The organism is Curvibacter sp. Hmag1.1 (assembly GCF_059769165.1).
This window is the reverse complement of record NZ_JBMBGX010000002.1, coordinates 1,493,903-1,517,846: the sequence shown is the minus strand read 5'-3', so window position 1 is coordinate 1,517,846 and position 23,944 is coordinate 1,493,903. Positions and strand designations below refer to the sequence as shown.

Below are 23,944 nucleotides of genomic sequence, written 5' to 3'. Positions count from 1 at the left end.
CGGTGGCTTATGGCGTTGGTTCTGAGGCAGGTGCCTTCAGGCTGCGACGCAACAGGCTGCGCAACTTGGCAGGTTGTAGCGGTTTCTTCAGCAAGACCAGGCCAGCTTGGTGCGCCTGATGTTTAACGTCTTCTTCAAGGTCCCCGGTGATCAGGCAAGCGGGTATGTCTCGCTGCAATAGATTGCGCAATGAAATGATTGCGCCGATGCCGTTCTGGTTGTGCGGCAGCCGGAAGTCGCTGATGATGAAGTCCGGTTGCTCGCCGACCAGTGCCGCGCGGTGCGCTTGTTCTGCGCTGTCGAAGAGGCTGGCCCGGCAGCCCCAGGATTGCAGCAGTCCTTGCAGGGCTTGTCCGCCCAAGATGTTGTCTTCAATCAGCCAAATGTTGGCGCCTTGAACGTCTGCAGTGGCCGACAGGTCTTCGGTGGCAGCACTGCCTGAGTTCGCAGGGCGCAAAGGGGTCGCTGTTGCGGTGACCGTGAAGCGGGTGCCACACCCCAGCTGAGACCGCAGCACCAAAGGGTGACCCAACAAGCGGCAGGACCGGTCCACCATACTGAGCCCCAAGCCCAAGCCTTTGGCGCGATCTCTTTCCGGATTCTCGACTTGGAAGAACTCTTCAAAGACCGTCTGGTGCAGGGATTGGTCAATCCCGATACCGCTGTCCCACACCTGAATGCTGGCCTGGCTGCCACCTGCGCTGGGGCGGCAAGTTACCAGCACGGTGCCGCGCGGGGTGTACTCCAGCGCATTGCTCACGAGGTTCAGCAAAATGCGTTGCAGCAACACCGGGTCGCTCATGACCCACAGGGACGTTGGACGAATGCGCAGGTGCAGTCCTTTGGACGCGGCGGTGTTGGCAAAGAGCAGACGCAATTGCTCAAAGATGTCGTTGACGTTCACCGGGCGCAAGGTGCTGCCCGAAGGGTTGGACTCCAATCGCGAGTAGTCGAACAGCACATCTAGCAACTCCTGCAAGGCGGTTGCAGATGCCGTCACTCCTTGCACCAGTGCGGCGCTCCCGTCCCGCTCCAGGGTTTCCGGGTTGCGTTCGGCGTGGATCTGGCTCAACCGGGCCACGAACATGCCCAAAGCATGGGCGGGCTGGCGCAAATCGTGGCTGGCTGCGGCCAGGAACCGGGATTTGGCTACATAAGCGGCTTCCCCCCGGTCATTGGCCACGCGTAGCTCGCGGTTGCGGGATTCGGATTCTTGAAGCGCCTGGTTTTTGGTGCTCTCAAAGATTTGGGTCAACACAAACAGAAGCAACACAAAGCCGAACAGACTGTTGCTGAAGAACAGATGGGTCAGTTCAGCGTTGTATTGCACGGGAGGGTGCACGCCCACGGACGGCATCCACCCAAATGCCGCCACGGCCGCCAGTGTCATGGTCAGCCAGAAAATGGTTTTGGCGGTAAATCCGAAGAGCAGGGTGGCAGCAATCGGCGCAAGGGCAATCCACACGATCACGGGCGATTGCACGCCCCCGGAAAAGTAGGTCACCCCTACGACGGCGGCAAAGCAAATGGCGGTTTGCGCCATTGCGAGGCGGTTGTAGTGAATCTGGGTGCGCAGTCTGGGCAGCCAGAGTTGGTTCATCATCAACAAGGCACCATTGCCCACCATCAACAGGATGCCGGGAAAGAATCCCATGAGCCAATTGAATCCGGCATATAGCAAGCTGGAAAGTGCGACGGCGGAGCCGAAATGGCTCAACAGTCTCAGCTTCTTCGGGTCCAGCGCCCCGTCCTCCGGTCGGCTCACTGTGAGGCAGGTCCCATGAATGTTGGCACATACAAGGTGCCATCCAGCACCTGGCGCAGCGCATGCCGCATGGTGCGCAATCCCGCAGATTTGGGGCAATACCCGTTAGCGCCGGCCTGAATCGCCGCGTGAAAGTCTTCGGGCTGCTCGGAGCCTGCGACGACCAACACCGGCAAGGCAGGTTGCATTTGACGGATCTGGCGTATGGTCGGAATGCCACCCAAGGGTTGCATTTCCAGGTCGATCAGCACCGCTTTGATGCGCGGGTTCGCTTCCAGCAGTTCAAGCCCATGGGCACCATCGCTGGCCTCCAGCACTTCTATACCCGCTTGAAGTTGACGCAGCGCCGCCACCATGCCTTGGCGCACGATAGGGTGGTCATCAATCACAAGCAGTTGCATGCCGTGGAGTGTAGTCGTGGGTATCCATTGCTGGCTCAATTGCGGCGTGGAAAGCAGTGTTTGCAGCGCATCTGCGGGCATGGGCCGTGAGAAAAAGTAGCCTTGGGCGAAATCGCATCCCGCTTCGATGAGCAGATCGCGTTGTTGTGAAGTTTCAACTCCTTCAGCCACCACGCGCAGGCCCAACGCATGCGCCATGACCACCATGGCTTTGCACAAAATAAATTGGGTGCCCCCCGGGTCCAAGCCCTGCACAAAAGATTTGTCGATCTTGATGTAGTCGATGTCCAGTTGTTGCAGGTAGGCCAGCGACGAATAGCCCGTGCCGAAATCGTCCAGTGCGACCTGGATGCCAGCATCCCGCCATTCGAGCAATTGCTCGGAGACCGACGCATTGGTCTCCAGCAGCAGGCCTTCGGTGATTTCAACGACCAGGCTCATGCCCGGAAGTCCCATTGCTTCCAGACGCTTCACCCACGATTTCTCTGCAGGACAGCGCCTACGGAACTGCACCGGGGAACTGTTCATGCTGATTTGGAAGTGCGGGTGCAGCGTGTCGCGCCACACCAGCAGTTGCCGCGACACCTCAGAGAAAACCCAATCTCCTATCTCGACAATCAATTCGCTGGCCTCGGCCACCGGGATGAAGTCCGCCGGACTGATCATTCCACGTTTGGGGTGGCGCCACCGCAAGAGAGCCTCCGCCTTGCGGACCTGGCCGCTGCTCAGATCCACAATCGGTTGGAAGTGCAACTCAAACTGCTGTTGTGCGAGCGCGTCGTGCAGGTCGTTGGTAATGCGGGCACGCTGTACCGCAGCCTCGTGCAAGGCGGGCGTGAAGAAGCTGAATCGGTTACGTCCTGCTCCCTTGGCTTCGTACATCGCCTGGTCCGCATTTTTATACAGTGCTTCGACCTCTGAGCCATCGTCAGGGCACAGCGTGACACCTATGCTGGCTGACACGAATACGCGCTCGCGGTGTAACTCAAACGGACTTGAGAGCGTGTGCAACAGTTTTTGCAGCAGGTGTTCCAGATGAGAGTCTGTTTCCAGCTCGGTAATCAACAGGGTGAATTCGTCACCACCCATGCGCGCCACGGTGTCGTGTTCCCGCACACACGCCCGCAGTCGCCGGGCTGCTTCCATGAGCAGCAAGTCGCCCGCGTCGTGCCCCATGGTGTCATTGACTTCCTTGAAGTGATCCAAGTCAATGAAGAGGACGGCCATCTTGCGACCATCACGCCGGTTCCGCTTGATCTCCTGCTCGATACGGTCCCGCAACATGCGGCGGTTGGGCAGTCCGGTGAGCGGATCAAAGTAGGCCTGTTGGCGTACCAGCGCTTCAGCTTGTTTGCGGGCAGAGATGTCGGTGTGGGTTCCGACCATGCGCAGAGGCCTGCCTTCGGCATCACGGCTGACGACCATGCCGCGGGTGAGAACCCATTTCCAGGTGTTGTCTTTGCACCGGACTCTGTGTTCGTTGTGATAAGTCGGCGTCAAGCCATCAAAATGCGCCTGCCTGTCATTGAGCATCTGCGGCAGATCATCGGGGTGCGTCCGGCTATCCAAGGCGTCCGGGTGCTGATGGAGCTCTTCTTCCGTGAAGCCATACATCTCAACCAGTCGCTTGGAGTAAAACTCCCGTCCTTCGGGGATATGCCAGTCCCAGATGCCGTCCCCTGTGCTCTCCATCGCCAATTTCCAGCGCTCTTCACTTTGCTGGAGCAGCGCCTCTGCTTCTTTGCGTTCCTGGATATCGACGTGGGTGCCGATCATCCGCAGCGGCTTTCCGTCTGCGCTTCGGCGTACCACCATGCCGCTGGTCAAAATCCACTTCCAAGTGCCGTCCTTGCACCGGAGCCTGAGCTCGGTGGAATAAGAGGCGGTTTTGCCTTCGAGGTACTGGTTGAAGGATCTTTCGACCCGCTCGCGGTCTTCCGGGTGGATGCGCTCCACAAAGCTCCTGTTGCGTGCCACTATCTCGCCATATTCATAGCCCAGCATTTCCTGCCATCGGCGGGAGTGGACCTGGTCGCCGGTTTCCAGGTTCCAGTCCCACGCACCGGCACCCGATCCCTCCAACGCAAGCTTCCACAGACTGGCATCGTTTTCATCAAAACGATCTTCCCCGCCTGCAGGCGCGGAGTCAGCGGAGAAGGGTTTTGGAGGGGTCACAGTCGTGTGCTGAGTGATATTTTTCACTTTACCCGAAGGTGCATCCATTGATGCACCGTGAAGTGTGAAATTTATGAGGTGCCGACATGCGAAAAGCCTTGGATTTCAGGGGCTCTTTTGAACGATAGCTTAGACAGAGTGAAATATAATTTATTTAAATTGTTAAAAATGTTAGGATGAGCCATGACCCATGCTCGAACCCGTACCAGTACTGAAGCGCTCGCCATGTTGGGGGATCGCGTTCTCCTGAGCTACATCGTCCTTTCTGCGATAGCGGCAGTAGTTTTGGGTTTTTCCTTTGTGGACAGCGGGTTGGCCATAGGCGCCACGGTTGTGCTGCTGGGGGCTGCTGTCGGCGTTTTTGCTGCCGCCCGATACACCGTGCTAAGCCGTTTTGTATTGGCTTTTGTGCTCGTTGCCTTCGTGGTTTTGCACATTCAATTGGCGCGCGGCATGGAGGAAATGCACTTCGGTGTGTTCGTGTCACTCGCGCTGTTTTTGACCTACCGGGATTGGCGTGTCATCGTGTTCGGCGCCGTATTGTTCGCCGTTCACCATGTGGTGTTTGACCGTCTGCAGGCGGCAGGTTTCGGTTTGTATTGCATCAGCGAACCTGATTTCGGGCGCATCGTGATCCATGCTGTTTACGTCATCATCCAGACGAGTGTGGAGTCGGTCATGGCGATCAACATGGCGCGTGCTGCCCGCGAGGGCGACGAGTTGCGGGTGCTCGTGGCCCAAGTCAATCGTGATGCCACCATTGACTTGAATGTCCACGACGTGAAAACCACCACCAAAGGTGGTGACATGTTGCGCGAAACCTTGGCGCGTATGGAAGCCGCAGTGGCGGCGGTGCGCAGCAACTCTGCGAGCATCGAGGTGGCTTGCTCTGAAATCGCCAGCGGTAATCAGGACCTCAGCAACCGGACAGAGCAGACGGCTGCCAATTTGCAGCGTACCTCCAGCAGCATGACCCAGCTGACCAGTGCGGTGCAACAGTCCGCAGAAAATGCGCGCGAGGCTAACCAACTGGCCATGACGGCCAGCACTACCGCCACCAAGGGGGGTGAAGTGGTGGGCCAAGTGGTGCAAACCATGCAGGGCATCAACGAAGCCAGCCGCAAGATCAGCGACATCATCAGCGTGATCGACGGCATCGCTTTCCAAACCAATATTCTTGCCTTGAATGCGGCGGTGGAAGCTGCACGTGCAGGCGAGCAAGGCCGTGGCTTTGCAGTGGTGGCAAGTGAGGTCCGGTCACTCGCTGGCCGAAGCGCAGAAGCCGCAAAGGAAATCAAGACCCTCATCAACGCCAGTGTCGAGCGTGTGGAACAAGGCAGCGCACTGGTGAACCATGCAGGGGAGACCATGACGGAAGTCGTGACCAGTATCCGCCGTGTGACCGACATCATGGGTGAAATCAGTGCCGCCAGTACCGCTCAGGCCCAAGGCGTCAGCGAGGTCAGTGAAGCGGTCACCGAGATGGACCAAGCGACACAACAGAACGCGGCGTTGGTGGAAGAGATGGCAGCGGCAGCCGGCAGCTTGCGCAGCCAGGCCCAGGAGCTGGTGCAGACGGTTTCGGTGTTTCACCAATAAGCGACAACGGATCTGAATCCGCCCTTGTGTCTCCCGGTCTTTTCCGGCTGAGGCATGATCAGCGCGTCCATCGCTTCTGGTCGCGTTATGTCCTCTGAACTCCGTCCTGCACACCGGTACGCCAACTCCGACACTGGGGTCGTGATCGGCAATTTCCCATGGTATGAGATGGTCTGGCGCTCACTCCGTGGCGATTTCAAGCCCAAGACCGAACCCGCGGACGGGTACGCCGGATTTGAAAAGGCCTGGTCGGTGCCGGTGGACCATGCGCGGCTGCTGCAGCGGCAGGACGCGCCTCGCGTGACCTGGCTGGGTCATGTAACGGTTCTGTTGCAAGTGGCCGGACTCAATGTGTTGATGGATCCGACCCTCGCCGATTTTGCCGGACCCATGGGCAAGTTTGGCGCGCGCCGCAGAGTGCGTGCTCCCATCAGCCCTGAGCAATTGCCGCCCATTGATCTGGTGCTTATTTCGCACAACCATTACGACCATTTGTGCGATGCCACTATTTCGCGCCTGTTGGCCTCGGGGCAAACGCCCGAGTTTCTGGTGCCCAAGGGCTTGAAAGCCTGGTTTGATCGCCGGGGTATTGCCAACGTAACAGAGTTGGATTGGTGGCAGTCCGTGGACATGCCCCACAAGGTCAAGCTGCACTTCACACCATCGCAGCATTGGAGCCGGCGCACACCTTGGGATACCAATGCATCGCTGTGGGGCGGATATTGCCTGGAGTGGTCACGCCCCGGGGCTCAGCCTTGGCGCTTTCTATTCCCCGGCGATACGGGCTACAGCAAGGACTTCAAAACCATACGCCAGCGCATAGGCGCCATGGACTTTGTGGCATTGCCCATAGGCGCTTATCTGCCACGAGACTTCATGAAACCGATGCACGTGAACCCGACTGATGCTGTACAGATGCTGTTGGATCTGGAAGCGCCCTTGGCCATGGGGGTGCATTGGGGCACCTTCATGCTCACTCAAGAGGCCTTCGACCAACCACCACGCGATCTGGCCGCTGCGCTGCAAGCGCAAGGGCTGGCGCAAGACCGCGTGTGGTTGTTGCGGCATGGCGAAACCCGCGCCATACCGCTGCCTGCCTGAACGGCGTTATACCGCGCGGGGCTTGACCTTGGAGGCTGCCAACTTCGCGTTGGCGCGGGCCGTGTCGGTATCAGTGGCGCGCGCCAAGGCCACGCCCATGCGTCGCTTGGTGAAGCTCTCGGGTTTGCCGAACAGGCGCAGGTCTGTGTTGGGCACACGCAGGGCCTCTTCCACACCATCAAACACTATGCCCTGTGCTTCCACGCCGCCGTAAATCACAGCGCTGGCACCCGGGTTGCGCAAAGAGGTGTCCACCGGCAAACCCAGAATGGCACGTGCGTGCAATTCAAACTCGCTTTGGTGCTGCGTGCACAAAGTCACGAGTCCGGTGTCATGCGGGCGCGGGCTCACTTCGCTGAACCACACCTGGTCGCCTTTTACAAACAATTCCACACCAAACAAGCCCTGGCCACCGAGGTTGTCGGTCACGGCTTTGGACACTTCACGCGCACGCTCCAATGCGGCAGGGTGCATCGCCATGGGTTGCCAGCTTTCCACATAGTCGCCGCTGACCTGGATGTGGCCAATAGGGTCGCAGAAACCGGTCACGATGTTTCCATCCGCACCCACGGAGCGCACGGTAAGTTGCGTGATTTCATAGTCGAAGTCGATGAAGCCTTCCACGATCACACGACCATGGCTCACCCGGCCTCCAGCCATGGCGTAGTCCCACGCTTTTTGCACGTCAGCCGGTCCGTCGATTTTGCTTTGCCCCTTGCCGGAGCTGCTCATCACCGGCTTGACGATGCAGGGGTAGCCGATGCCCGGCTTGCCATCGATACCCTCAATCGCAGCCTGGAGTTCAGCCAGCGAGTCGCAGAATTGGTAGGGGCTGGTTGGCAAGCCCAGTGTTTCCGCTGCAAGGCGGCGTATGCCTTCGCGGTCCATGGTCAGGCGCGCAGCGCGTGCTGTCGGAATCACGCGGACGGTGCCAGCGGCCTCCAGCTCTTCAAGCATGGGCGTGGCAATGGCTTCAATTTCGGGGACCACCAGCATGGGGCGCTCGGCTTCCACCAGCGCCTTGAGCTGGGCGGGGTCGCTCATGGTGATGGTGCGTGCATGGTGGGCCACCTGCTGGCCGGGTGCGTTGTCGTAGCGGTCCACGGCAATGGTCTCCACGCCCAGACGCTGCAGTGCAATCAGTACTTCTTTGCCCAGTTCTCCGCTGCCCAGCAGCATGACTTTGGTGGCATTGGGGGACAGTGGGGTTCCTAGGGTGGTCATATCAGGTGTGTGATGAGAGGGCGGGACACTATTGTCGCTTGCCACCCGTCAGGCCCTTGGACCACTCACGATGCGCGTTTGAGTGTCCACACAGCGATCATTGATTTAACCAAATGCCGGATTTAATTAATCTATTTGTGTAATTTAATTAAATAATATAAATTTGTGTTGCCTGAAGTCCCTTTGTGGAGAGGTTCTCATGAACAAAACGCCGTGGTATTCCCGTTTGGGTGTGGGTGGCAAGCTCTCCTTGAGCATCGTCGCGCTGGTTGGTGTCTTTGTGGCGGTGCTGGTCGGCAGCATCGGATACACCTTGGGGCAGGTGATCGAAAGCCGTGCCAACCGTGAGGTGGGAGACAAAACCAAACTCATCGTCGATCTGGTGGAGGCCACAGACGCTGACTTGCGTAACCGTGCGGTCGGCCTCTCCAAAACCTTCGCGGCCAAGTTGAGTGGGGGCTTTGCGCTCAGCGGCGAGACCGTCAACATCGGGGACAAACCCACACCCGTCCTGACACTCGCGGGCAAGCCGGTCAACATGGATTTCGGTCTGGTGGACCAGTTCACAGAGGCTACCGGCGCTGTAGCGACCGTCTTTGCGAGCAGTGGAGAGGACTTCGTCCGTGTGACCACCTCCCTGAAGAACGACAAAGGTGAGCGGGTGGTGGGTACGCAACTCGACCGGGCCCACCCGGGTTACAAGGCGGTCCGTGAGGGCAACAGCTTCACCGGCCTTGCAGCATTGTTCGGCCGCCAGTACATGACGCACTACGAACCCATCAAGGATGGCGCGGGCAAGGTGGTCGGCCTGGCATTTGTGGGGTTGGACTTTACGGATTACCTCAAGAGTCTCAAAGACACCATCCGGGCCATGAAGATCGGCAACTCCGGGTACTTCTATGTGCTCGATGCGCGCCCGGGCGCCAACTACGGCAACCTTATCGTGCACCCCGCATCGGAAGGCAAAAACATTCTGGACTCCAAGGATCCGGATGGACGGGAGTTCATCAAGGACATCCTTGAGCAAAAGTCCGGGACTATCCGCTACCCGTGGATCAATGCCAACATGGGCGAAACCAAAGCACGCGAAAAAGTGGTGGCCTTCACCTTCCTGAAGCCCTGGAACTGGGTTGTTGCGGGCGGTACCTATGTGGATGAATACACCAGCGAAGTCCGCTCAGTACGAAACATCTTCGCGATGTCGGGGCTGGTGGTGGTCGTCTTCACGGCCATGGTTCTGTTCTACATGGTCAAGCGCACAGTGACCCGGCCTTTGAAAGAGGTGCAAAGTGCCGCGAGCCGTATTGCCGGTGGTGACCTTACAGTGCAACTGAGCAAACGTAGCAGTGACGAAATCGGCCAAATGGTGGATGCCATCAATCAGATTGGTTCAGGACTGGCCAGCGTGGTCGAGTCCGTGCGGGAAGGCTCAGAAAGCGTGGCCAATGCCAGCTCAGAAATTGCCCAAGGTAACCAGGATCTGTCCATGCGAACCGAGCAGCAGGCGAGTGCTTTGCAGCAAACCGCCAGCAGCATGGCCACCCTGAGTGGTACGGTGAGCCACAACGTGGACAACGCGAAGCAAGCGAACCAGTTGGCCATCAGCGCGTCGGATGTGGCCATGCGCGGCGGACAAGTGATGGAGCAGGTGGTGGAGACCATGAAGGGTATCAACCAGTCTTCTGCCCGCATTGCCGACATCATCGGCGTGATCGACGGCATTGCCTTCCAGACCAACATCCTCGCGCTCAATGCGGCGGTGGAGGCAGCCCGGGCCGGCGAGCAGGGGCGTGGATTTGCCGTGGTGGCCAGCGAGGTGAGGTCATTGGCGGGCCGAAGTGCAGAGGCCGCCAAAGAAATCAAAACCCTGATCAGCGACAGCGTGGGCCGCGTGGAGCAGGGCACGCAACTGGTCAATCAAGCGGGCGAGACCATGACCGAAGTGGTGGCATCCATCCGCCGGGTGAACGACATCATGGGCGAGATCACAGCGGCCAGTTCAGAACAAAGCAACGGGGTCAGTCAGGTCAGCGAAGCGGTCAACCAGATGGACCAGACCACCCAGCAAAACGCGGCGCTGGTCGAAGAAATGGCCGCTGCTGCGAGCAGCCTGCGTACCCAGGCCGGGGAGCTGGTGAACACGGTCTCGGTGTTCCGCACCGGCAGTGGAGACGGCAGTGCGTCCCCGCGCTTACTTGCGCATTAAGGTGCTTTTGCCGAACAGTGACTCAATCAAATCTACCGCCACCTCCGCTGTGCGGTTGCGCTCATCCAGCGCGGGGTTGAGCTCAAACACATCGAGGCTGGCCATGCGACCGGTGTCGGCAATCATCTCCATGCACAGCTGAGCTTCGCGGTAGGTGGGGCCACCCCGGACGGTGGTACCCACGCCGGGGGCGATGTCGGGGTCCAGAAAGTCCACGTCAAAGCTCACATGCAAGTGGGTGTTGCTGTCGATCAAGGCCAAGGCCAACTCCATCGCGGCGCGCATGCCCATCTCATCGATGTAACGCATGTCAAAGACTTCCAGGTCCTGCTCATGCACAAAGCGCTTTTCGCCCTCGTCCACGCTGCGGATGCCGATCTGGCGCACCCACTTAGGGCTGATGGCCGGCACCTGCCCACCGATCTCAATCAGCTCTTGCGGCCCGAAGCCACACAGACAGGCCACCGGCATGCCGTGGATGTTGCCGCTGGGCGTGAGCGTGTTGGTGTTGAAGTCAGCGTGGGCGTCCAGCCACAGCACCCGCAGTTTTTTGCCGGTATCGCGGCAGTGGCGTGCCACCGCACTGATGGACCCTATGCCCAGGCAGTGATCCCCGCCCAGCACGATGGGCAGGCGGCCGTCCTGCAGCTCGGCGTACACCGCGTCATGCAGGCTGCGGTTCCAGGCAGTCACTTCCGGCAGGTGGCGATAGCCGTTTACCGGCGGTTGCCACGGGTTACTCGGGCCGCTCAGGTTGCCCTTGTCCAACACTTCCAGGCCATGGCTTTGCAGCACGCTGGTGATGTTGGCCACGCGCAGGGCTTCCGGGCCCATGCTGGCGCCACGGCTGCCCGCGCCGATGTCGGTAGGTGCGCCTATCAGGCTGATCTTGTGGTTCATGGTGTTTGTAACTGGAATACAGGAAGACGCTCGCCCACCAACAGGCCGCGCGCGTTGCGGATCTCGGCAGCACGCCAGGGCTTCAGTGCGGCGCGTTGCGCATCATCCAGCCAACCCAGTTGGTCCAGCACCTCGACGCTGGCGGCAAACAGGGCGGGTTTGTTACCGTCAATGATCTTGAGGGCAAAAGCCTCGCCACGGCTTTTGCTGCCGACCACCTGCACACCGTCGGCCCCGACCTTGCTGACCCAGTCGCCCCGGCCCACGCGCATAAAGTCCAGGTCGTTGCGGCCGGTACCGCTCACCATCTCAGGGTAGGCTGTCATGGCCTCGCTTAGGAGGGTAAAGCTGGCACCAAACTCCGGGTCTTGTGCGCCACTGGCCAAGCGTGCATAACCACGCGCCAGCTTGGAGAGGGGCATGGCGAAGTTGGGCGCCGAGCAGCCGTCGATGCCTCGCGGCATGTCTTGCACATCCATGCCCACAGCGCGTGCCACATCGCGGGCGATGGCCTGCTGTAAAGGGTGCTCAGGTGCGGTGTAGTCGTCCATCGGCAGGCCGTGCTGCACGCAATACGCCACAAAGCCCGCGTGCTTGCCGCTGCAGTTGTTGTGCGCTTCGGTGTACACCGCGCCTTCGGGCGCGCCCTTGTCAAAGTAGCTGAACTGCAGCGGCACATGGCAGCCACAGCGCAGGGTTTGGTAGGTGTGGCCGGCCTTGGTCAGCATGCTGTTGGCCGCATCCACGTGCATGGCCTCGCCGTTGTGGCTGGCGCAGAGCAACGCGTTCTCGGCCTGGCTGAAGCCGAACTGGGCAGGCCCGCCGGCTTCGACAAAAGGCAAGGCTTGCAAGGCCTTGAGCGTGGAACGGGTGAAGGTCACCAGATGCGGGTCGCCGGCAAAAGCTTTGAGGCTGCCGGCGCGGTCGGTCCCGGCGACGGCGCCGAAGTGCAAACATTCGGGCGTGCCGCCACGGGTGAGTTGGATCAGGGGTGTGAGGTTCAAGGGCATTGCTCTCCTACGCCAGAGCGTAGCCGAATTCGCTTCCACAGGCCTATACCCTGTCTATACTGAAACGCTATTGCCACTGCCAACATTTGCATAGCCCATGCTGACACCCGAACAGAAAACCCGCTACGCGCAGGACGGCTACCTCGTCCTGCCGGATTTCAAGTCTGCTGCCGAGATCGCCGCCTTGCGTGCACGTGCAGAAGCCATCGTCGAGGCCTTTGACCCTGCTGAAAGCAAAACCGTCTTCACCACCAATGAACAGGCCCGCAAGGTGGACCGCTACTTCCTGGACTCCGCCGAGCGCATCAGCTGTTTCTTTGAAGAAGAGGCGTTCGGTCCCGATGGTGAGCTGCGCCAGGCCAAAGCCCTGTCGATCAACAAAATCGGCCACGCCATGCACGACCAGGACGCGGTGTTCGAGGCTTTTTCGCATGGCCCGGCACTGGCGGAGGTCGCCGCGGATGTGGGGCTCACCCGCCCGCAGGTGTGGCAGTCCATGTACATCTTCAAGCAGCCCGGTATCGGCGGTGAAGTGGGCTGGCACCAGGACGCCACCTTCTTTGACACCACGCCCATCAGCGTGACCACCTTCTGGTTCGCACTGGAAGACGCCACGCTGTCCAATGGTTGCCTGTGGACCGAGCCCGGTGGTCACCGTGGCCCCCGTGGGGTGCTGCGCGAGCGCTTTGAGCGCCATGGCGATGTGGTCACCATGAACAAACTCGATGCCACTCCGTGGCCTGCCAGCAATGTGAATGCAATTCCACTGGAGGTGAAGGCCGGTGCGCTGGTGGTGTTTCATGGGTTGTTGCCCCATTACAGCGCGCCCAACCGCTCTGCGGTTTCGCGCCATGCTTACACCTTGCATGTGACGGATGCCGGCACCGAGTACGCCGCCACCAACTGGCTGCAACGGAATGCAAATCAGCCGGTACGCGGTTTCTTGATCTGATTGCTATGAATTAGATAGCTACTGGCGCATATGGTATGGGCGCCAGTGGCTCATTTGTTACCTGAAGTTCGGCGGGGCGTATCCAAGGCTATAGGGTGCCGGGGCCTACAAACTGTTGCATTCAGCGGGCTTTTTCGGCTTTTCAAGCCGGCAGGCTTGTGCCACAGTAGGTTCCTGAGTGTGTCAGGAGTGCGCCATGAAAGTCCTAGCCTTCGCATCCCTAAGCTGTGCCGTGCTGGCGGGGCCTGTGTGCGCGCAGGAGCTGATTTCACTCACGCGCCTGCCATCCGGTGCAGCGCCCTCCCTCAATCAGTCGGACCGCAGCCTCTTGGCCAAATCGGACTCGGACCGCAAATCTATCGAAGCATCCCTGCAAAACACCCTGGTGGCTTATGACACCCGGCACGACGGGGCCCGGAAAAAACTGGGTGTGGCACTGACTTCGTTCAGCAGCATCCCCTTGGAACTGGCCTACGACCCCAATGGCAAAAATCTGATGGCCCAATGGCGTTCGGTTTACACCACCGCAGCGGGACAGTCCTTTCAGTACCAGGCCTTCGTGGGCGAGTCCGGCACCATCAACTTCGTGATCAGCTCGAAGTTCTGATGGCGATCCGCTTCGGCGGTCAGCGGAAAAACAAGGGCATCAACAGCGACGCCAGCACCACTTGCAGGCCCAGCGCCAGCCCGGCGTAGGCGCCGGCATCCGCATTCACCTGGAGCGCGCGTGCCGCGCCTATGCCGTGTGAGGCGGTGCCCAGCGCAAAGCCGCGTGCGGCCCAGCCGCTGCCACTGTAGGGAAGGCGCAGCAGGCCAAAGATGAGCTTGCCGCTCAGTGCCCCGATCAGGCCGGTGAGCACGGCAAACACGGCTGACAGCGCAGGAATACCACCTATCTTTTCAGCGATGCCCATCGCCACGGGCGCGGTTACGGACTTGGGCGCCATGGACAACAGCACATCGCCGGGCAAACCCAGGGCCCAGCCTAGTGCCAGTGCGGATCCGCTGGCCGCCGTGCCGCCGACCAAGGCGGCCACGAGCAAACGCCCCCAACGTTTTTGCACTTCGACCCTGCGTTGCCACAGGGGCCAGCCCAAGGCAACGACTGCCGGTCCCAGCAAAAAGTGGATGAACTGCGCACCCGAGAAGTACCCCGGGTAGCTCACCCCGGTGGCCAGCAAGAGGCAGGCGAGGATGAGCACGCTCCAGAGCACCGGGTTGGCCCAGACGGCTTGGCCGGTGCGCTGGTACACAGCGTGCGCCAGCACATAGGTCACCAGGGTGGCCGTGAGGCCGAAGAGCGGCGTCGCCGACAAGTAGACCCACAGGGCCACGACGTCAGCCATGGGGAGCCTCGTCTTCCGCGTCCCGGCGGTTCAGGGCGTACAGGGTCAGTGCCGTGACGGCAAGACCTATCCAGGTGGAAAGCACCAGCACCACCAGCATGCGCCCGCCATATTGGCTGAGCAGGGCCAAGTGGGTCATGACGCCCACCCCGACCGGTATGAACAAAAGCGAGAGATGACTGAGCAAAAAGTCCGCGCACTGGCTGACGGGCTCACGCACCAGGGGCCACTGAAGGGCCGGAATCAGCAAGACCATGCCGACCACCGGGCCCGGAAACGGCAGGTGCAGACCGCGGGCCAGCAACTCACCGGCGCTTTGCAGCGCCAGGAGCCAGGCCAAGCCGCGCAAGCCTTGCATGGCGGCTAGAACCGGGGCAGGTCCGGGTGCTTGATCTTGCCGCCGCGCACCAGTTCCTTGCCGTACTCCGCACAGCGGTGCAGGGTAGGAATGACCTTGCCGGGGTTGAGCAGGCTCTTGGGGTCGAACGCCTCTTTGAGGGCGAACATCTGGGCGTTCTCCTGCGCGCTGAACTGCACGCACATGCTGTTGAGCTTTTCCACGCCCACGCCATGCTCGCCGGTCACGGTGCCGCCCATGGCGACGCTGGTTTCCAGAATTTCGGCGCCAAACAGCTCGCAGCGGTGCAACTGGTCGGGGTCGTTCGCATCAAACAAGATCAGCGGGTGCAGGTTGCCGTCGCCGGCATGGAACACGTTGGCACAGCGCAGCTGGTACTTCTTCTCCATCTCTGCAATGGCCAGCAGGATGTCGGCCAGCCGCGCGCGCGGAATGGTGCTGTCCATGCACATGTAGTCAGGGCTGATGCGGCCGCTGGCGGGGAAGGCGTTTTTGCGCCCGCTCCAGAAGCGCAGGCGTTCTGCCTCGCTGTTGCTCACCGCAATGCCGGTGGCGCCGGCGGCGCGCAGCACTTCGCTCATGCGGCCGATTTCCTCTTCCACTTCTTCGGGGGTGCCGTCGCTCTCGCACAGCAAAATCGCTTCGGCACTCAGGTCGTAGCCCGCATGCACAAAGTCTTCCACTGCGGCGGTCATGGGCTTGTCCATCATCTCCAACCCTGCGGGAATGATGCCGGCGGCGATCACCGCTGCCACCGCATCGCCCGCTTTGCGCAGGTCGTCAAAGCTGGCCATGATGCAGCGGGCCAGCTGGGGCTTGGGCACCAGTTTGACAGTAACCTCGGTGGTCACGGCCAGCATGCCCTCGCTGCCGACCACCACGCTCATCAGGTCGTAGCCGGGCGCGTCGAGCGCATCACCACCAAATTCGATGGGCGCGCCTTCCATGGTGAAGCCACGCACTTTGAGCACGTTGTGCAGCGTCAGCCCGTATTTCAGGCAGTGCACGCCGCCCGAGTTCTCGGCCACGTTGCCGCCAATCGTGCAGGCAATCTGGCTGCTGGGGTCCGGCGCGTAATACAGCCCGTAGGGTGCGGCCGCTTCGCTGATGGCCAGGTTGCGCACCCCGCACTGCACCACCGCCGTGCGGCTGCGCTTGTCCACCTTCAGGATTTTGTTGAACTTGGCCAGAGAGAGCGTGACCCCAAAAGCATGGGGCATGGCTCCACCCGACAGGCCGGTGCCCGCGCCGCGAGCCACCACCGGCACATTCAAGCCATGGCACACCCGCAGCACCGCCGCCACCTGCTCTTCGGTTTCCGGCAGGGCCACCAGCAGGGGCCGCTGGCGGTAGGCCGTCAGGCCGTCGCATTCATAGGGCGTGGTGTCTTCCGTCTGGTAGAGCAGCGCATGCTTAGGTAAATATGCCTCTAGCGCCGGCAGAATATGCGCGAGAAGCTCTCTTTTTTGTAGCATTTCCCGGGCGGTTGGATCAAGTGGGGCGTTCATGGGGGAGTCCGGTGCTTAAGGGGCAATGACGGAAAGCCCCACTCTAAAAGAAAGCGAAGCCCCGTGGTGTGAAGAAACTTGCAGCGCTGCGTGAAAAAGGGCTAGTCAAAGGCCGCTGGGGCGACTAACCCACGGCTTTTTTGAGCCATTCGGCAAAGGCCGCCACTTCCCATCGGTCCATGGCGCCTGTGCGCCAGCACAGGTAGTGCGCGTGGGGGCTGGGTGCATTGTGGGCATACAGCCGCACCAGCGAGCCGTTGTCCAGCCAGGGGGCACCCAGCTTCAGGCGGATCAGGCCCACGCCCATGCCGGCGGCGGCGCCATCGCACATGAGGCCGATGTCGTTGAACTGCGAGCCCTCTACCGGCTCCGGCCAGTCCAGCCCGTTGGCGGCAAACCAGGTGCGCCAGGGTTCCAGCGGGCTGCGCAAAAGGGGCAGGTTGGCCAGGTCTTGCGGGGTTTCGAAGGGGCCGTGCTCACGCACAAAAGCGGGTGAGGCCAAGGGCGTGATCTCGTCCTTCATGAGGCACACATGCTCCATGTCGGCATAGCGGCCTGCGCCGAAGCGCACCATCAGGTCTGCATCTTCGGCGACCACGTCCAGCAAGGGAATGGACACCTGCAGCGTCAGGTCGATCTCGGGGTAGGCGTCGGTGAACTGGCGCAGCCGCGGGATCAAAATGGAGCGCGAAAACGTGGGCGTGACCGCGAGGCGCAGCTTGCGCTTGCCAGGTGCCGCAGCGGCGCTGGGAAACTTCTGCAGGATGGTGAGCCCTTCACGCACATGGGCCAGGTATTCGCTGCCCTCGGTGGTCAGCGAAAAGTCCGCCCGGCCGAACAGCTTGGTCCCGATGATTTGCTCCAGCTGCCTCACCCGGTGACTCACGGCGCTGGGCGTGACAAAGAGTTCTTCTGCCGCCAGGGTGACAGAGCGCAGGCGCGCCAGGGCTTCAAAAGTCAACAGGCACTGAATCGGGGGGATGCGGGAGGCGCTCATGGCGGGGATGATGCCACCGATACCTTGCGCCTTTCCACCCCTTCAAAGAGCCGTATCACCGCACAGCCAGCTTGCGGCAAGGTTCACCCGTTAGGATTCAGCATCTTCCGCAATACGTCAGATGTGCCCCGGCATTCGAGGCGCTCTCTTTTTGATAGCTTTCCGCGCATATTTTGTGGGCGCTAGACCCTGATTAAGCACTCAATCCTTTGAAGAAAAACGCTACTTCTGCCCCGTCAGCCGCCGCCAAACCCCGGTCGGTGCCGGCGCGCGTGCGCAAAGTTGCTGCGCCTGAGCCTGCTCCCGTGGAGCCTGTGGACACCAGCTACTTGCGTACGCTGGTGGGCTACAACGCCCGCCGCGCGTCCCTTGCGATCATCGAGTCCTTTATGGTGCGCATGGCGCCCTATGACCTGAAGGTGGTGGACTTCTCGGTGCTCTCGCTGGTCGCGCACAACCCGGGCATCACCTCCCGCCAGCTGTGCGCGGCGCTCAACGTGCTGCCGCCCAACCTGGTGGGTTTGATCGCGACACTGGAGCGCCGGGGCCTGATTGAGCGGCTGCCCCACCCGAGTGACGGCCGGGCTATGGGCGTGCACCTCACGCCCCAAGGTCTAGAGCTGATGGTGCAGGCGGAGAAAACGGCATTCGACCTGGAGATGGATGCCACCTCCCGTTTGACGGATGCAGAGCGCAAAACCCTGATCCGTCTGCTGCAAAAGGTCTACACCCCGGCCGACTGAGCGGCGCTTTACCCGCCTGCTAACGCGGTGGGGTCCAGGCGCAGCAAGCGCACCGCGTTGTCTTTCAGGATGCCGGGCATCACTTCGGGCTTGAAGCCCGCTTCCTGAAAGTCTTTCATCCAGCGCTCCGGGGTGATGAGCGGGTAGTCCGAGCCAAACAAGACGCGGTCTTTGAGCAAGGTGTTGGCGTACTGCACCAGTTGCTTGGGAAAGTATTTGGGGCTCCAGCCCGACAGGTCGATCCAGACGTTCGGCTTGTGAGTGGCCACACTCAGGGCTTCGTCTTGCCAGGGGAAGCTGGGGTGGGCCATGACGATTTGCATGTCCGGGAAGTCGATGGCCACATCGTCTAGGTGCATGGGGTTGCTGTACTCCAGACGCAGTCCGCCGCCACAGCGCATGCCGCTGCCGATGCCACTGTGGCCGGTGTGAAAAATGGCCGGCATGCCGTATTCGGCAATCACTTCATAGATGGGCCAGGCCATCTTGTCGTAGGGGTGGTAGGCCTGCACCGTGGGGTGGAACTTGAAGCCCTTGATGCCGTGCTCTTCAATCAGCTTGCGTGCCTCGCGCGCGCCCATCTTGCCTTTGTGCGGGTCGATGCTGGCAAAGGCGGTCATCATGTCGCTATTGGCTTTGGCGGCCTCGGCAATCTCTTCGTTGGGAATGCGGCGGCGGCCCATTTTGGACTCCGCGTCCACGGTGAACATGACCAAGCCGATTTTCTGTTCCCGGTAATACGCCACGGTTTCTGCAATCGTGGGGCGGCGCCCGTTCTTGAAGTACTTGTCGGCGGCCCGGTCGTATTCCTCGCCGTAGTTGTCAAACGGATTCCAGCAACTCACTTCCGCGTGGGTGTGGATATCGATGGCGCGCAGATTTTTGTAGTCCATGGTTGTCTCCTGTGGGTTGTCTGTGGACGCACGGAGGCAGCCTCCCTCATTGCGGTCTTCCGGGGAAGAGAGTCGAGGGAAACTACCTAGAAAAAGAGTTTTCAAATGTCTTGATTTGGTTATTAACTATAACCAAAATTGCGCCATTATGAAAACATTTATGCAACACCCCGATATCCATTTCGAACGCCTCGGCGAGGAACAAGAAGTGGCGGTGATCCGCCTGACCCGCGGCGCCAAGCGCAACGCCCTGAACGACGGACTCATCCTCGCATTGCGGGATCTGTTCGAAAACATGCCCGAGGGAGTGCGCGCCGCGGTGATCGCTGGCGAGGGCCCGCATTTCTGTGCAGGTCTCGATTTGAGTGAGCTCAAAGAGCGCGATGCCGGTCAGGGCTTGCACCATTCCCGCATGTGGCACGCCGCGCTGGAGCGTGTGCAATACGGGCCCGTTCCTGTGATCGCCGCTTTACAGGGCGCCGTGGTGGGCGGAGGCTTGGAGTTGGCAAGCGCCTGCCACATTCGTGTTGCGGATGAGTCCACTTTTTATGCCTTGCCGGAAGGTTCCCGCGGCATTTTTGTGGGCGGCGGCGGTGCCGTACGTATTCCCAAATTGATCGGTGCGGCCCGTATGACCGACATGATGCTCACCGGCCGTGTGTACAACGCGCAGGATGGTGAGCGCATTGGTCTTGCGCAATACCTGGTGCCGGAGGGCGCTGCCTTCGACAAGGCGGTAGAGCTGGCGGTGCGGGTCGCGCAAAACGCACCCTTGACCAACTACGCCTTGATGCACGCTTTGCCGCGTATTGCTGAGCAGCCGGCTGACCAGGGATTCTTTACTGAAGCGATGATGGCGGCCATCGCCCAGAGCGCACCGGAAGCCAAGACACGGCTGAACGACTTTCTGGAAGGTCGCGCCGCCAAGGTGCGCAAGCAGGACTGAGGACATGAGCGACATGCAACTCCCCACCCCCCGCTACCGCGAGACCAAGTTCGGCGTCACTCGCATTACGGTGACAGACGGTGCCCCCGGCGTTCGCTATCTGCAGGCTGATCTGGCATTAGGCGCATACGCCCGCCGGATCGCTGACTACCTGGTGCATTGGGCAGATACCACGCCGGACCAGACTTTCCTGGCCCGTCGCCGGCAGTTGCCGGATGGCACGACCGGCGAATGGCTGCACATCACTTATGCCCAAACACTCGCAAGTGCCCGCAGCATCGGGCAGGCATTATTGGATCGGGGCTTGAGTGCTGAGCGTCCTGTCGTCATTCTCAGCGAAAACAGTCTGGAGCACGCCATGATGGCGCTCGGTTGTCTGTATGCCGGCGTGGCTTACTGCCCGGTGTCTCCAGCCTATGCCACCGTGAGCCAGGACTATGAAAAGCTGCGCCATGTGATGGATACCCTGACCCCAGGGCTGGTATTCGTGGCGGATGCCACTCGCTATGGTGCGGGAGTTGCCGCCACGGTCGGCCCGGATGTTGAGGTGGTAGCTGCAGCTGGGCAGTTTCAAAGTCGGGAGGCTACCTCTTACGCATCCCTGCTCGCCACACCAGCCACGCCTGCCATAGATGCGGCCATGAATGCCACCGGCCCGGGGACTATCGTCAAGTTCTTGTTCACTAGCGGTTCCACCAAGCTGCCCAAACCGGTCATCAACACGCAGCGCATGTGGTGCGCAAACCTGCAGCAGATTTCCTTGTCCTTGCCCGTGTTTGCCGAAGCACCGCCCGTGTTGGTGGACTGGCTGCCCTGGAACCACACCTTCGGGGGCAACCACAACTTCGGGCTCACGCTACAGCACGGCGGCACCCTCTACATCGACGACGGCAAGCCCACTGCAGCCCTGATCGGGGAGACGCTGCGCAACCTGCGCGAGATTGCGCCGACGGTGTACTTCAATGTGCCCACCGGCTTCGAGATGATCGCATCTGCCATGGAGTCGGATGCGGCATTGCGCACGACCTTGCTGTCCCGCCTGAAGGTGTTTTTCTATTCCGGTGCAGGTTTGTCCCAGCCCGTGTGGGACAAACTGCATGCCATTCAGGAGTCCGCCATCGGCGAGCGGATCGTAATGGCCACCGGGCTGGGAATGACCGAGTCTTCGCCCTCTGCCATGTTCGTGAACAGCCCGGATGTGGCGTCCGGGGACATCGGCGTTCCGGTGCCGGGTATGAGGCTCAAGCTGGTCGAGGTGGATGGAAAAACTGAAGTGCGCTACCGCGGGCCCAACGTGACCCCGGGCTATTGGCGTACCGAGGCTGCTACGCGGGACGCATTTGATGAGGAAGGCTATCTGTGCACTGGCGATGCGGTGAAGTGGATTTCCGAGTCTGATATCCACCGTGGACTGCGCTTTGATGGCCGGATCGCGGAGGACTTCAAGCTCTCCACGGGTACCTTCGTCAGTGTGGGCCCCATGCGCGCCAAGATCGTGGTGTCGGGTGCTCCCTACATCCAGGACGCGGTGATTACCGGACTGAACCGCAAAGAAGTCGGGGCGCTGCTGTTCTTGTCTGCGGCTTGTCGCGACGTCGCGAACCTTCCGGCGGATGCGCCTTGGGCGGATGTGGTCCAGAGTGCGCCAGTGCGCCAGCGTATAGAGGCCGTTATCGACCAGCTGGCCCGTGAGGCCACTGGCAGTGCAAGCCGCGTCGCCCGCGTACTTTTGATGGTGGAGCCACCTTCCGCCGTAAAGGGCGAGATCACCGACAAGGGCTCCCTGAACCAGCGCGCAGTGCTGAAACATCGTCACGCACTGGTCGAAGGCCTGCACGATGACACCCTCCCTTTCATCATCAAGCCCACGGTCTGAGCGCGTCGCGCCGAAGGAACACACATGAATATTCAAGGGCAAACCGCACTGGTCACCGGTGCAGCATCGGGTTTGGGGGAGGCGACTGCCCGTGAACTGGCCAAGCTGGGCGCGAAAGTCGCCGTGCTGGACATTAACGAGGCACAAGCAGAGGCCGTGGCGTCCGCGATCAGGGCAGAGTTCGGGGAAGACCGTGCCATCGGGCTGCGTTGCGACATTACGCAGACCGATAGCGTGCAAGCCGCGCTTGCCGCATCGGAGCAAGCACTGGGTGCTGCCCGCATCCTCATGAATGTAGCCGGCATCGGGAGCGCCAAGCGCGTAGTCCAACGGGATGGAAGTGCCGCACCGCTCGAAGATTTCGCACGCGTGGTCTCTATCAACCTCATTGGCGCCTACAACATCAGTCGCCTGTTCGCGGCAGCCTGCAGCAAGCTGGCGCCGCTGGACAACGGCGAGCGTGGCGTGATGATGTTCACGGCATCGGTCGCCGCGTTTGACGGACAGGTGGGCCAGCAGGCCTACAGCGCATCGAAGGGCGGTCTGGTCGGCATGACGCTGCCCATGGCGCGAGACCTCGCGCAGCACGCGATCCGGGTGTGCACGGTGGCGCCGGGCTTGTTTGCCACCCCCTTGATGAAGGAGTTGCCGGAAGCCGTGCAGCAGTCCCTCGCGGCCAGCATTCCTTTTCCGCCGCGTTTGGGTAAACCGCAAGAGTTCGCCGAGTTGGCTTGCCACATCGTGACCAATGGGCACCTCAATGGCGAGGTGATCCGGCTCGATGGCGCGCTGCGGATGGCGCCGCGATAACTCAGCAGCATTTCTTTCCCTGTGCAACCTGCCAATTAAAAATAGGAGACAACCATGTTCACTCGCAGGCAACTCATTCAGGCCTTGGGCAGCAGCGCTGCTTTGGGCGCGCTGTATCCACTCACTGCGCAAGCGCAGGTAGACCAAGTCAAGGTGTACTTCGGCTTTCCGCCGGGCAGTTCTGGCGACACCGTGGCGCGCCGGGTCGCGGAAAAGTGGGCGGGTACGCCCTTCAGTAAAAACGCAGGCATTGTTGAAAACAAGCCCGGTGCTGGCGGTCGTATTGCCCTCGAGGCCCTCAAAAGCGCGCCAGCCGATGGTTCGGTGCTGGCGCTCTCGCAGGTGTCAGCGCTTGCTAACTATCCGCACATCTTCAACAAGATGCCGTATACCGACAAGGACTTTGCCCCTGTCTCCATCGCAGCCATCATGCACCACGGCCTGGCGGTGGGCCCCATGGTGCCTGCCAATGTCCGGACAGTGAAGGATTTCCTGGCGTGGGCCAAGGCCAATCCCAAAGACGCGAGTTACGGTTCGCCCGGTGCGGGCTCCACACCGCATTTCATTGGCGCTTTGCTGGGCATCAACAGCGGGGTGGACCTCCGGCATGTGCCGTATCGCGGCTCGGTGCCCGGCGTGACCGATCTGGTGGGTGGTCAAGTGGCCGCCATGGTGACGCCGCACGGCGACTACCTGGCCAATTACAAGGCTGGCAAGTTGCGCATTCTCGCGACCTCCGGCCCCAACCGCTCGCCCTACGCGCCCGAGGTCCCTACCTTTGCCGAGCAGGGTTTCCCGGAGCTGACGACCGAAGAGTGGTTCGGTTTTTATGCGCCTGCAAATACTCCAAAGTCAGTGGTGATGGCTGCCAATACGGCGATCAACGCTGCCTTGAAAGAAAAATCGGTCATCGACAGCCTGGCGCTAGTAGGCTTGATTCCCCGCGGCTCCACACCCGAAGAACAGGCGCGCTGGCAAAAGTCAGAGTTCGATACTTGGGGGCCGCTGATCAAAAAAATCGGATTTACCGCTGATTCTTGAGACGTCAGCAAGGCTATTTGGTACTTTTTCCTCTATCGAGCGCTAAGCAGGCGCCGTCTGCTGCGCCTAGGGGGAAACGCTCTATGTAGAAAA

20 protein-coding genes are annotated in these 23,944 nt (G+C 60.8%); 10 read left to right on the top strand and 10 right to left on the bottom strand.

Annotated features, from left to right (window positions below):
- Nucleotides 1–7 precede the first annotated feature (7 nt).
- Together ACOAP0_RS07700 and ACOAP0_RS07695 are read right to left on the bottom strand one after the other, a co-directional pair.
- Nucleotides 8–1,765: an ATP-binding response regulator gene (locus ACOAP0_RS07700; RefSeq protein ID WP_498391363.1), complete on the bottom strand. Its 1,758-nt coding sequence runs from the start codon at nt 1,763–1,765 to the stop codon at nt 8–10.
- On the bottom strand, nt 1,762–4,341 hold the full coding sequence (locus ACOAP0_RS07695; protein ID WP_498374929.1) for an EAL domain-containing protein: 2,580 nt from the start codon (nt 4,339–4,341) through the stop codon (nt 1,762–1,764). The genes ACOAP0_RS07700 and ACOAP0_RS07695 overlap by 4 nt, the downstream gene beginning before the upstream one ends.
- A 183-nt stretch (nt 4,342–4,524) precedes the next feature.
- On the opposite strand from ACOAP0_RS07695, the gene ACOAP0_RS07690 reads away from it, so the two are divergent.
- Both ACOAP0_RS07690 and ACOAP0_RS07685 read left to right on the top strand, forming a co-directional pair.
- The gene (locus ACOAP0_RS07690) at nt 4,525–5,940 is read left to right on the top strand and encodes a methyl-accepting chemotaxis protein (protein ID WP_481874576.1); all 1,416 of its coding nucleotides are present in this window, start codon (nt 4,525–4,527) and stop codon (nt 5,938–5,940) included.
- Nucleotides 5,941–6,027: 87 nt separating this feature from the next.
- Entirely contained in the window at nt 6,028–7,041 is a 1,014-nt protein-coding gene (locus ACOAP0_RS07685) for an MBL fold metallo-hydrolase (protein ID WP_498374930.1), read from the top strand.
- Between the two features lie 6 nt (nt 7,042–7,047).
- On the opposite strand, the gene purT is transcribed toward ACOAP0_RS07685, so the two are convergent.
- The gene (gene purT / locus ACOAP0_RS07680) at nt 7,048–8,265 is read right to left on the bottom strand and encodes a formate-dependent phosphoribosylglycinamide formyltransferase (RefSeq protein ID WP_498374931.1); all 1,218 of its coding nucleotides are present in this window, start codon (nt 8,263–8,265) and stop codon (nt 7,048–7,050) included.
- A gap of 199 nt (nt 8,266–8,464) precedes the next feature.
- Between purT and ACOAP0_RS07675 the strand changes: the two genes are divergently transcribed.
- On the top strand, nt 8,465–10,471 hold the full coding sequence (locus ACOAP0_RS07675) for a methyl-accepting chemotaxis protein (RefSeq protein WP_498374932.1): 2,007 nt from the start codon (nt 8,465–8,467) through the stop codon (nt 10,469–10,471).
- Here ACOAP0_RS07675 and rocF read toward each other — a convergent pair.
- Both rocF and ACOAP0_RS07665 read right to left on the bottom strand, forming a co-directional pair.
- The gene (gene rocF / locus ACOAP0_RS07670) at nt 10,457–11,371 is read right to left on the bottom strand and encodes an arginase (protein ID WP_481874580.1); all 915 of its coding nucleotides are present in this window, start codon (nt 11,369–11,371) and stop codon (nt 10,457–10,459) included. The two genes, ACOAP0_RS07675 and rocF, sit on opposite strands and share 15 nt — an antisense overlap.
- The gene (locus tag ACOAP0_RS07665) at nt 11,368–12,375 is read right to left on the bottom strand and encodes an asparaginase (protein WP_498374933.1); all 1,008 of its coding nucleotides are present in this window, start codon (nt 12,373–12,375) and stop codon (nt 11,368–11,370) included. The genes rocF and ACOAP0_RS07665 overlap by 4 nt, the downstream gene beginning before the upstream one ends.
- A gap of 103 nt (nt 12,376–12,478) precedes the next feature.
- On the opposite strand from ACOAP0_RS07665, the gene ACOAP0_RS07660 reads away from it, so the two are divergent.
- Entirely contained in the window at nt 12,479–13,333 is an 855-nt protein-coding gene (locus tag ACOAP0_RS07660; protein ID WP_498374934.1) for a phytanoyl-CoA dioxygenase family protein, read from the top strand.
- A 196-nt stretch (nt 13,334–13,529) separates the two neighbouring features.
- Nucleotides 13,530–13,940, top strand: coding sequence for a hypothetical protein (locus ACOAP0_RS07655; RefSeq protein WP_087495385.1), 411 nt, complete (start codon nt 13,530–13,532; stop codon nt 13,938–13,940).
- A gap of 19 nt (nt 13,941–13,959) precedes the next feature.
- Here ACOAP0_RS07655 and ACOAP0_RS07650 read toward each other — a convergent pair whose 3' ends face one another.
- From ACOAP0_RS07650 to ACOAP0_RS07635, 4 genes are all read right to left on the bottom strand, one after another.
- Complete coding sequence (locus ACOAP0_RS07650; RefSeq protein WP_498374935.1) at nt 13,960–14,679, bottom strand: LrgB family protein; 720 nt, start codon at nt 14,677–14,679, stop codon at nt 13,960–13,962.
- The gene (locus ACOAP0_RS07645) at nt 14,672–15,037 is read right to left on the bottom strand and encodes a CidA/LrgA family protein (protein ID WP_498374936.1); all 366 of its coding nucleotides are present in this window, start codon (nt 15,035–15,037) and stop codon (nt 14,672–14,674) included. The genes ACOAP0_RS07650 and ACOAP0_RS07645 overlap by 8 nt, the downstream gene beginning before the upstream one ends.
- A gap of 5 nt (nt 15,038–15,042) precedes the next feature.
- Complete coding sequence (locus ACOAP0_RS07640) at nt 15,043–16,545, bottom strand: FAD-linked oxidase C-terminal domain-containing protein (protein WP_481874584.1); 1,503 nt, start codon at nt 16,543–16,545, stop codon at nt 15,043–15,045.
- A gap of 124 nt (nt 16,546–16,669) precedes the next feature.
- The gene (locus ACOAP0_RS07635) at nt 16,670–17,542 is read right to left on the bottom strand and encodes a LysR substrate-binding domain-containing protein (protein ID WP_481874585.1); all 873 of its coding nucleotides are present in this window, start codon (nt 17,540–17,542) and stop codon (nt 16,670–16,672) included.
- A gap of 260 nt (nt 17,543–17,802) precedes the next feature.
- On the opposite strand from ACOAP0_RS07635, the gene ACOAP0_RS07630 reads away from it, so the two are divergent.
- Nucleotides 17,803–18,285, top strand: coding sequence for a MarR family winged helix-turn-helix transcriptional regulator (locus tag ACOAP0_RS07630; RefSeq protein ID WP_498376079.1), 483 nt, complete (start codon nt 17,803–17,805; stop codon nt 18,283–18,285).
- 8 nt (nt 18,286–18,293) lie between these two features.
- Here ACOAP0_RS07630 and ACOAP0_RS07625 read toward each other — a convergent pair whose 3' ends face one another.
- Complete coding sequence (locus ACOAP0_RS07625) at nt 18,294–19,178, bottom strand: amidohydrolase family protein (RefSeq protein WP_498374938.1); 885 nt, start codon at nt 19,176–19,178, stop codon at nt 18,294–18,296.
- A gap of 160 nt (nt 19,179–19,338) precedes the next feature.
- Between ACOAP0_RS07625 and ACOAP0_RS07620 the strand changes: the two genes are divergently transcribed.
- Genes ACOAP0_RS07620 through ACOAP0_RS07605 form a run of 4 tightly spaced genes read left to right on the top strand, consistent with a single transcriptional unit; the run spans nt 19,339 to nt 23,851 of the window.
- Entirely contained in the window at nt 19,339–20,124 is a 786-nt protein-coding gene (locus ACOAP0_RS07620) for a crotonase/enoyl-CoA hydratase family protein (RefSeq protein WP_498374939.1), read from the top strand.
- A 4-nt stretch (nt 20,125–20,128) separates the two neighbouring features.
- Entirely contained in the window at nt 20,129–22,000 is a 1,872-nt protein-coding gene (locus tag ACOAP0_RS07615) for a feruloyl-CoA synthase (RefSeq protein ID WP_498374940.1), read from the top strand.
- A 24-nt stretch (nt 22,001–22,024) separates the two neighbouring features.
- Nucleotides 22,025–22,810, top strand: coding sequence for an SDR family NAD(P)-dependent oxidoreductase (locus tag ACOAP0_RS07610; protein WP_498374941.1), 786 nt, complete (start codon nt 22,025–22,027; stop codon nt 22,808–22,810).
- 54 nt (nt 22,811–22,864) lie between these two features.
- Nucleotides 22,865–23,851 (top strand): Bug family tripartite tricarboxylate transporter substrate binding protein, encoded by a 987-nt coding sequence (locus ACOAP0_RS07605; protein WP_498374942.1) that lies wholly within the window; start codon nt 22,865–22,867, stop codon nt 23,849–23,851.
- The last annotated feature ends 93 nt before the right edge of the window (nt 23,852–23,944 follow it).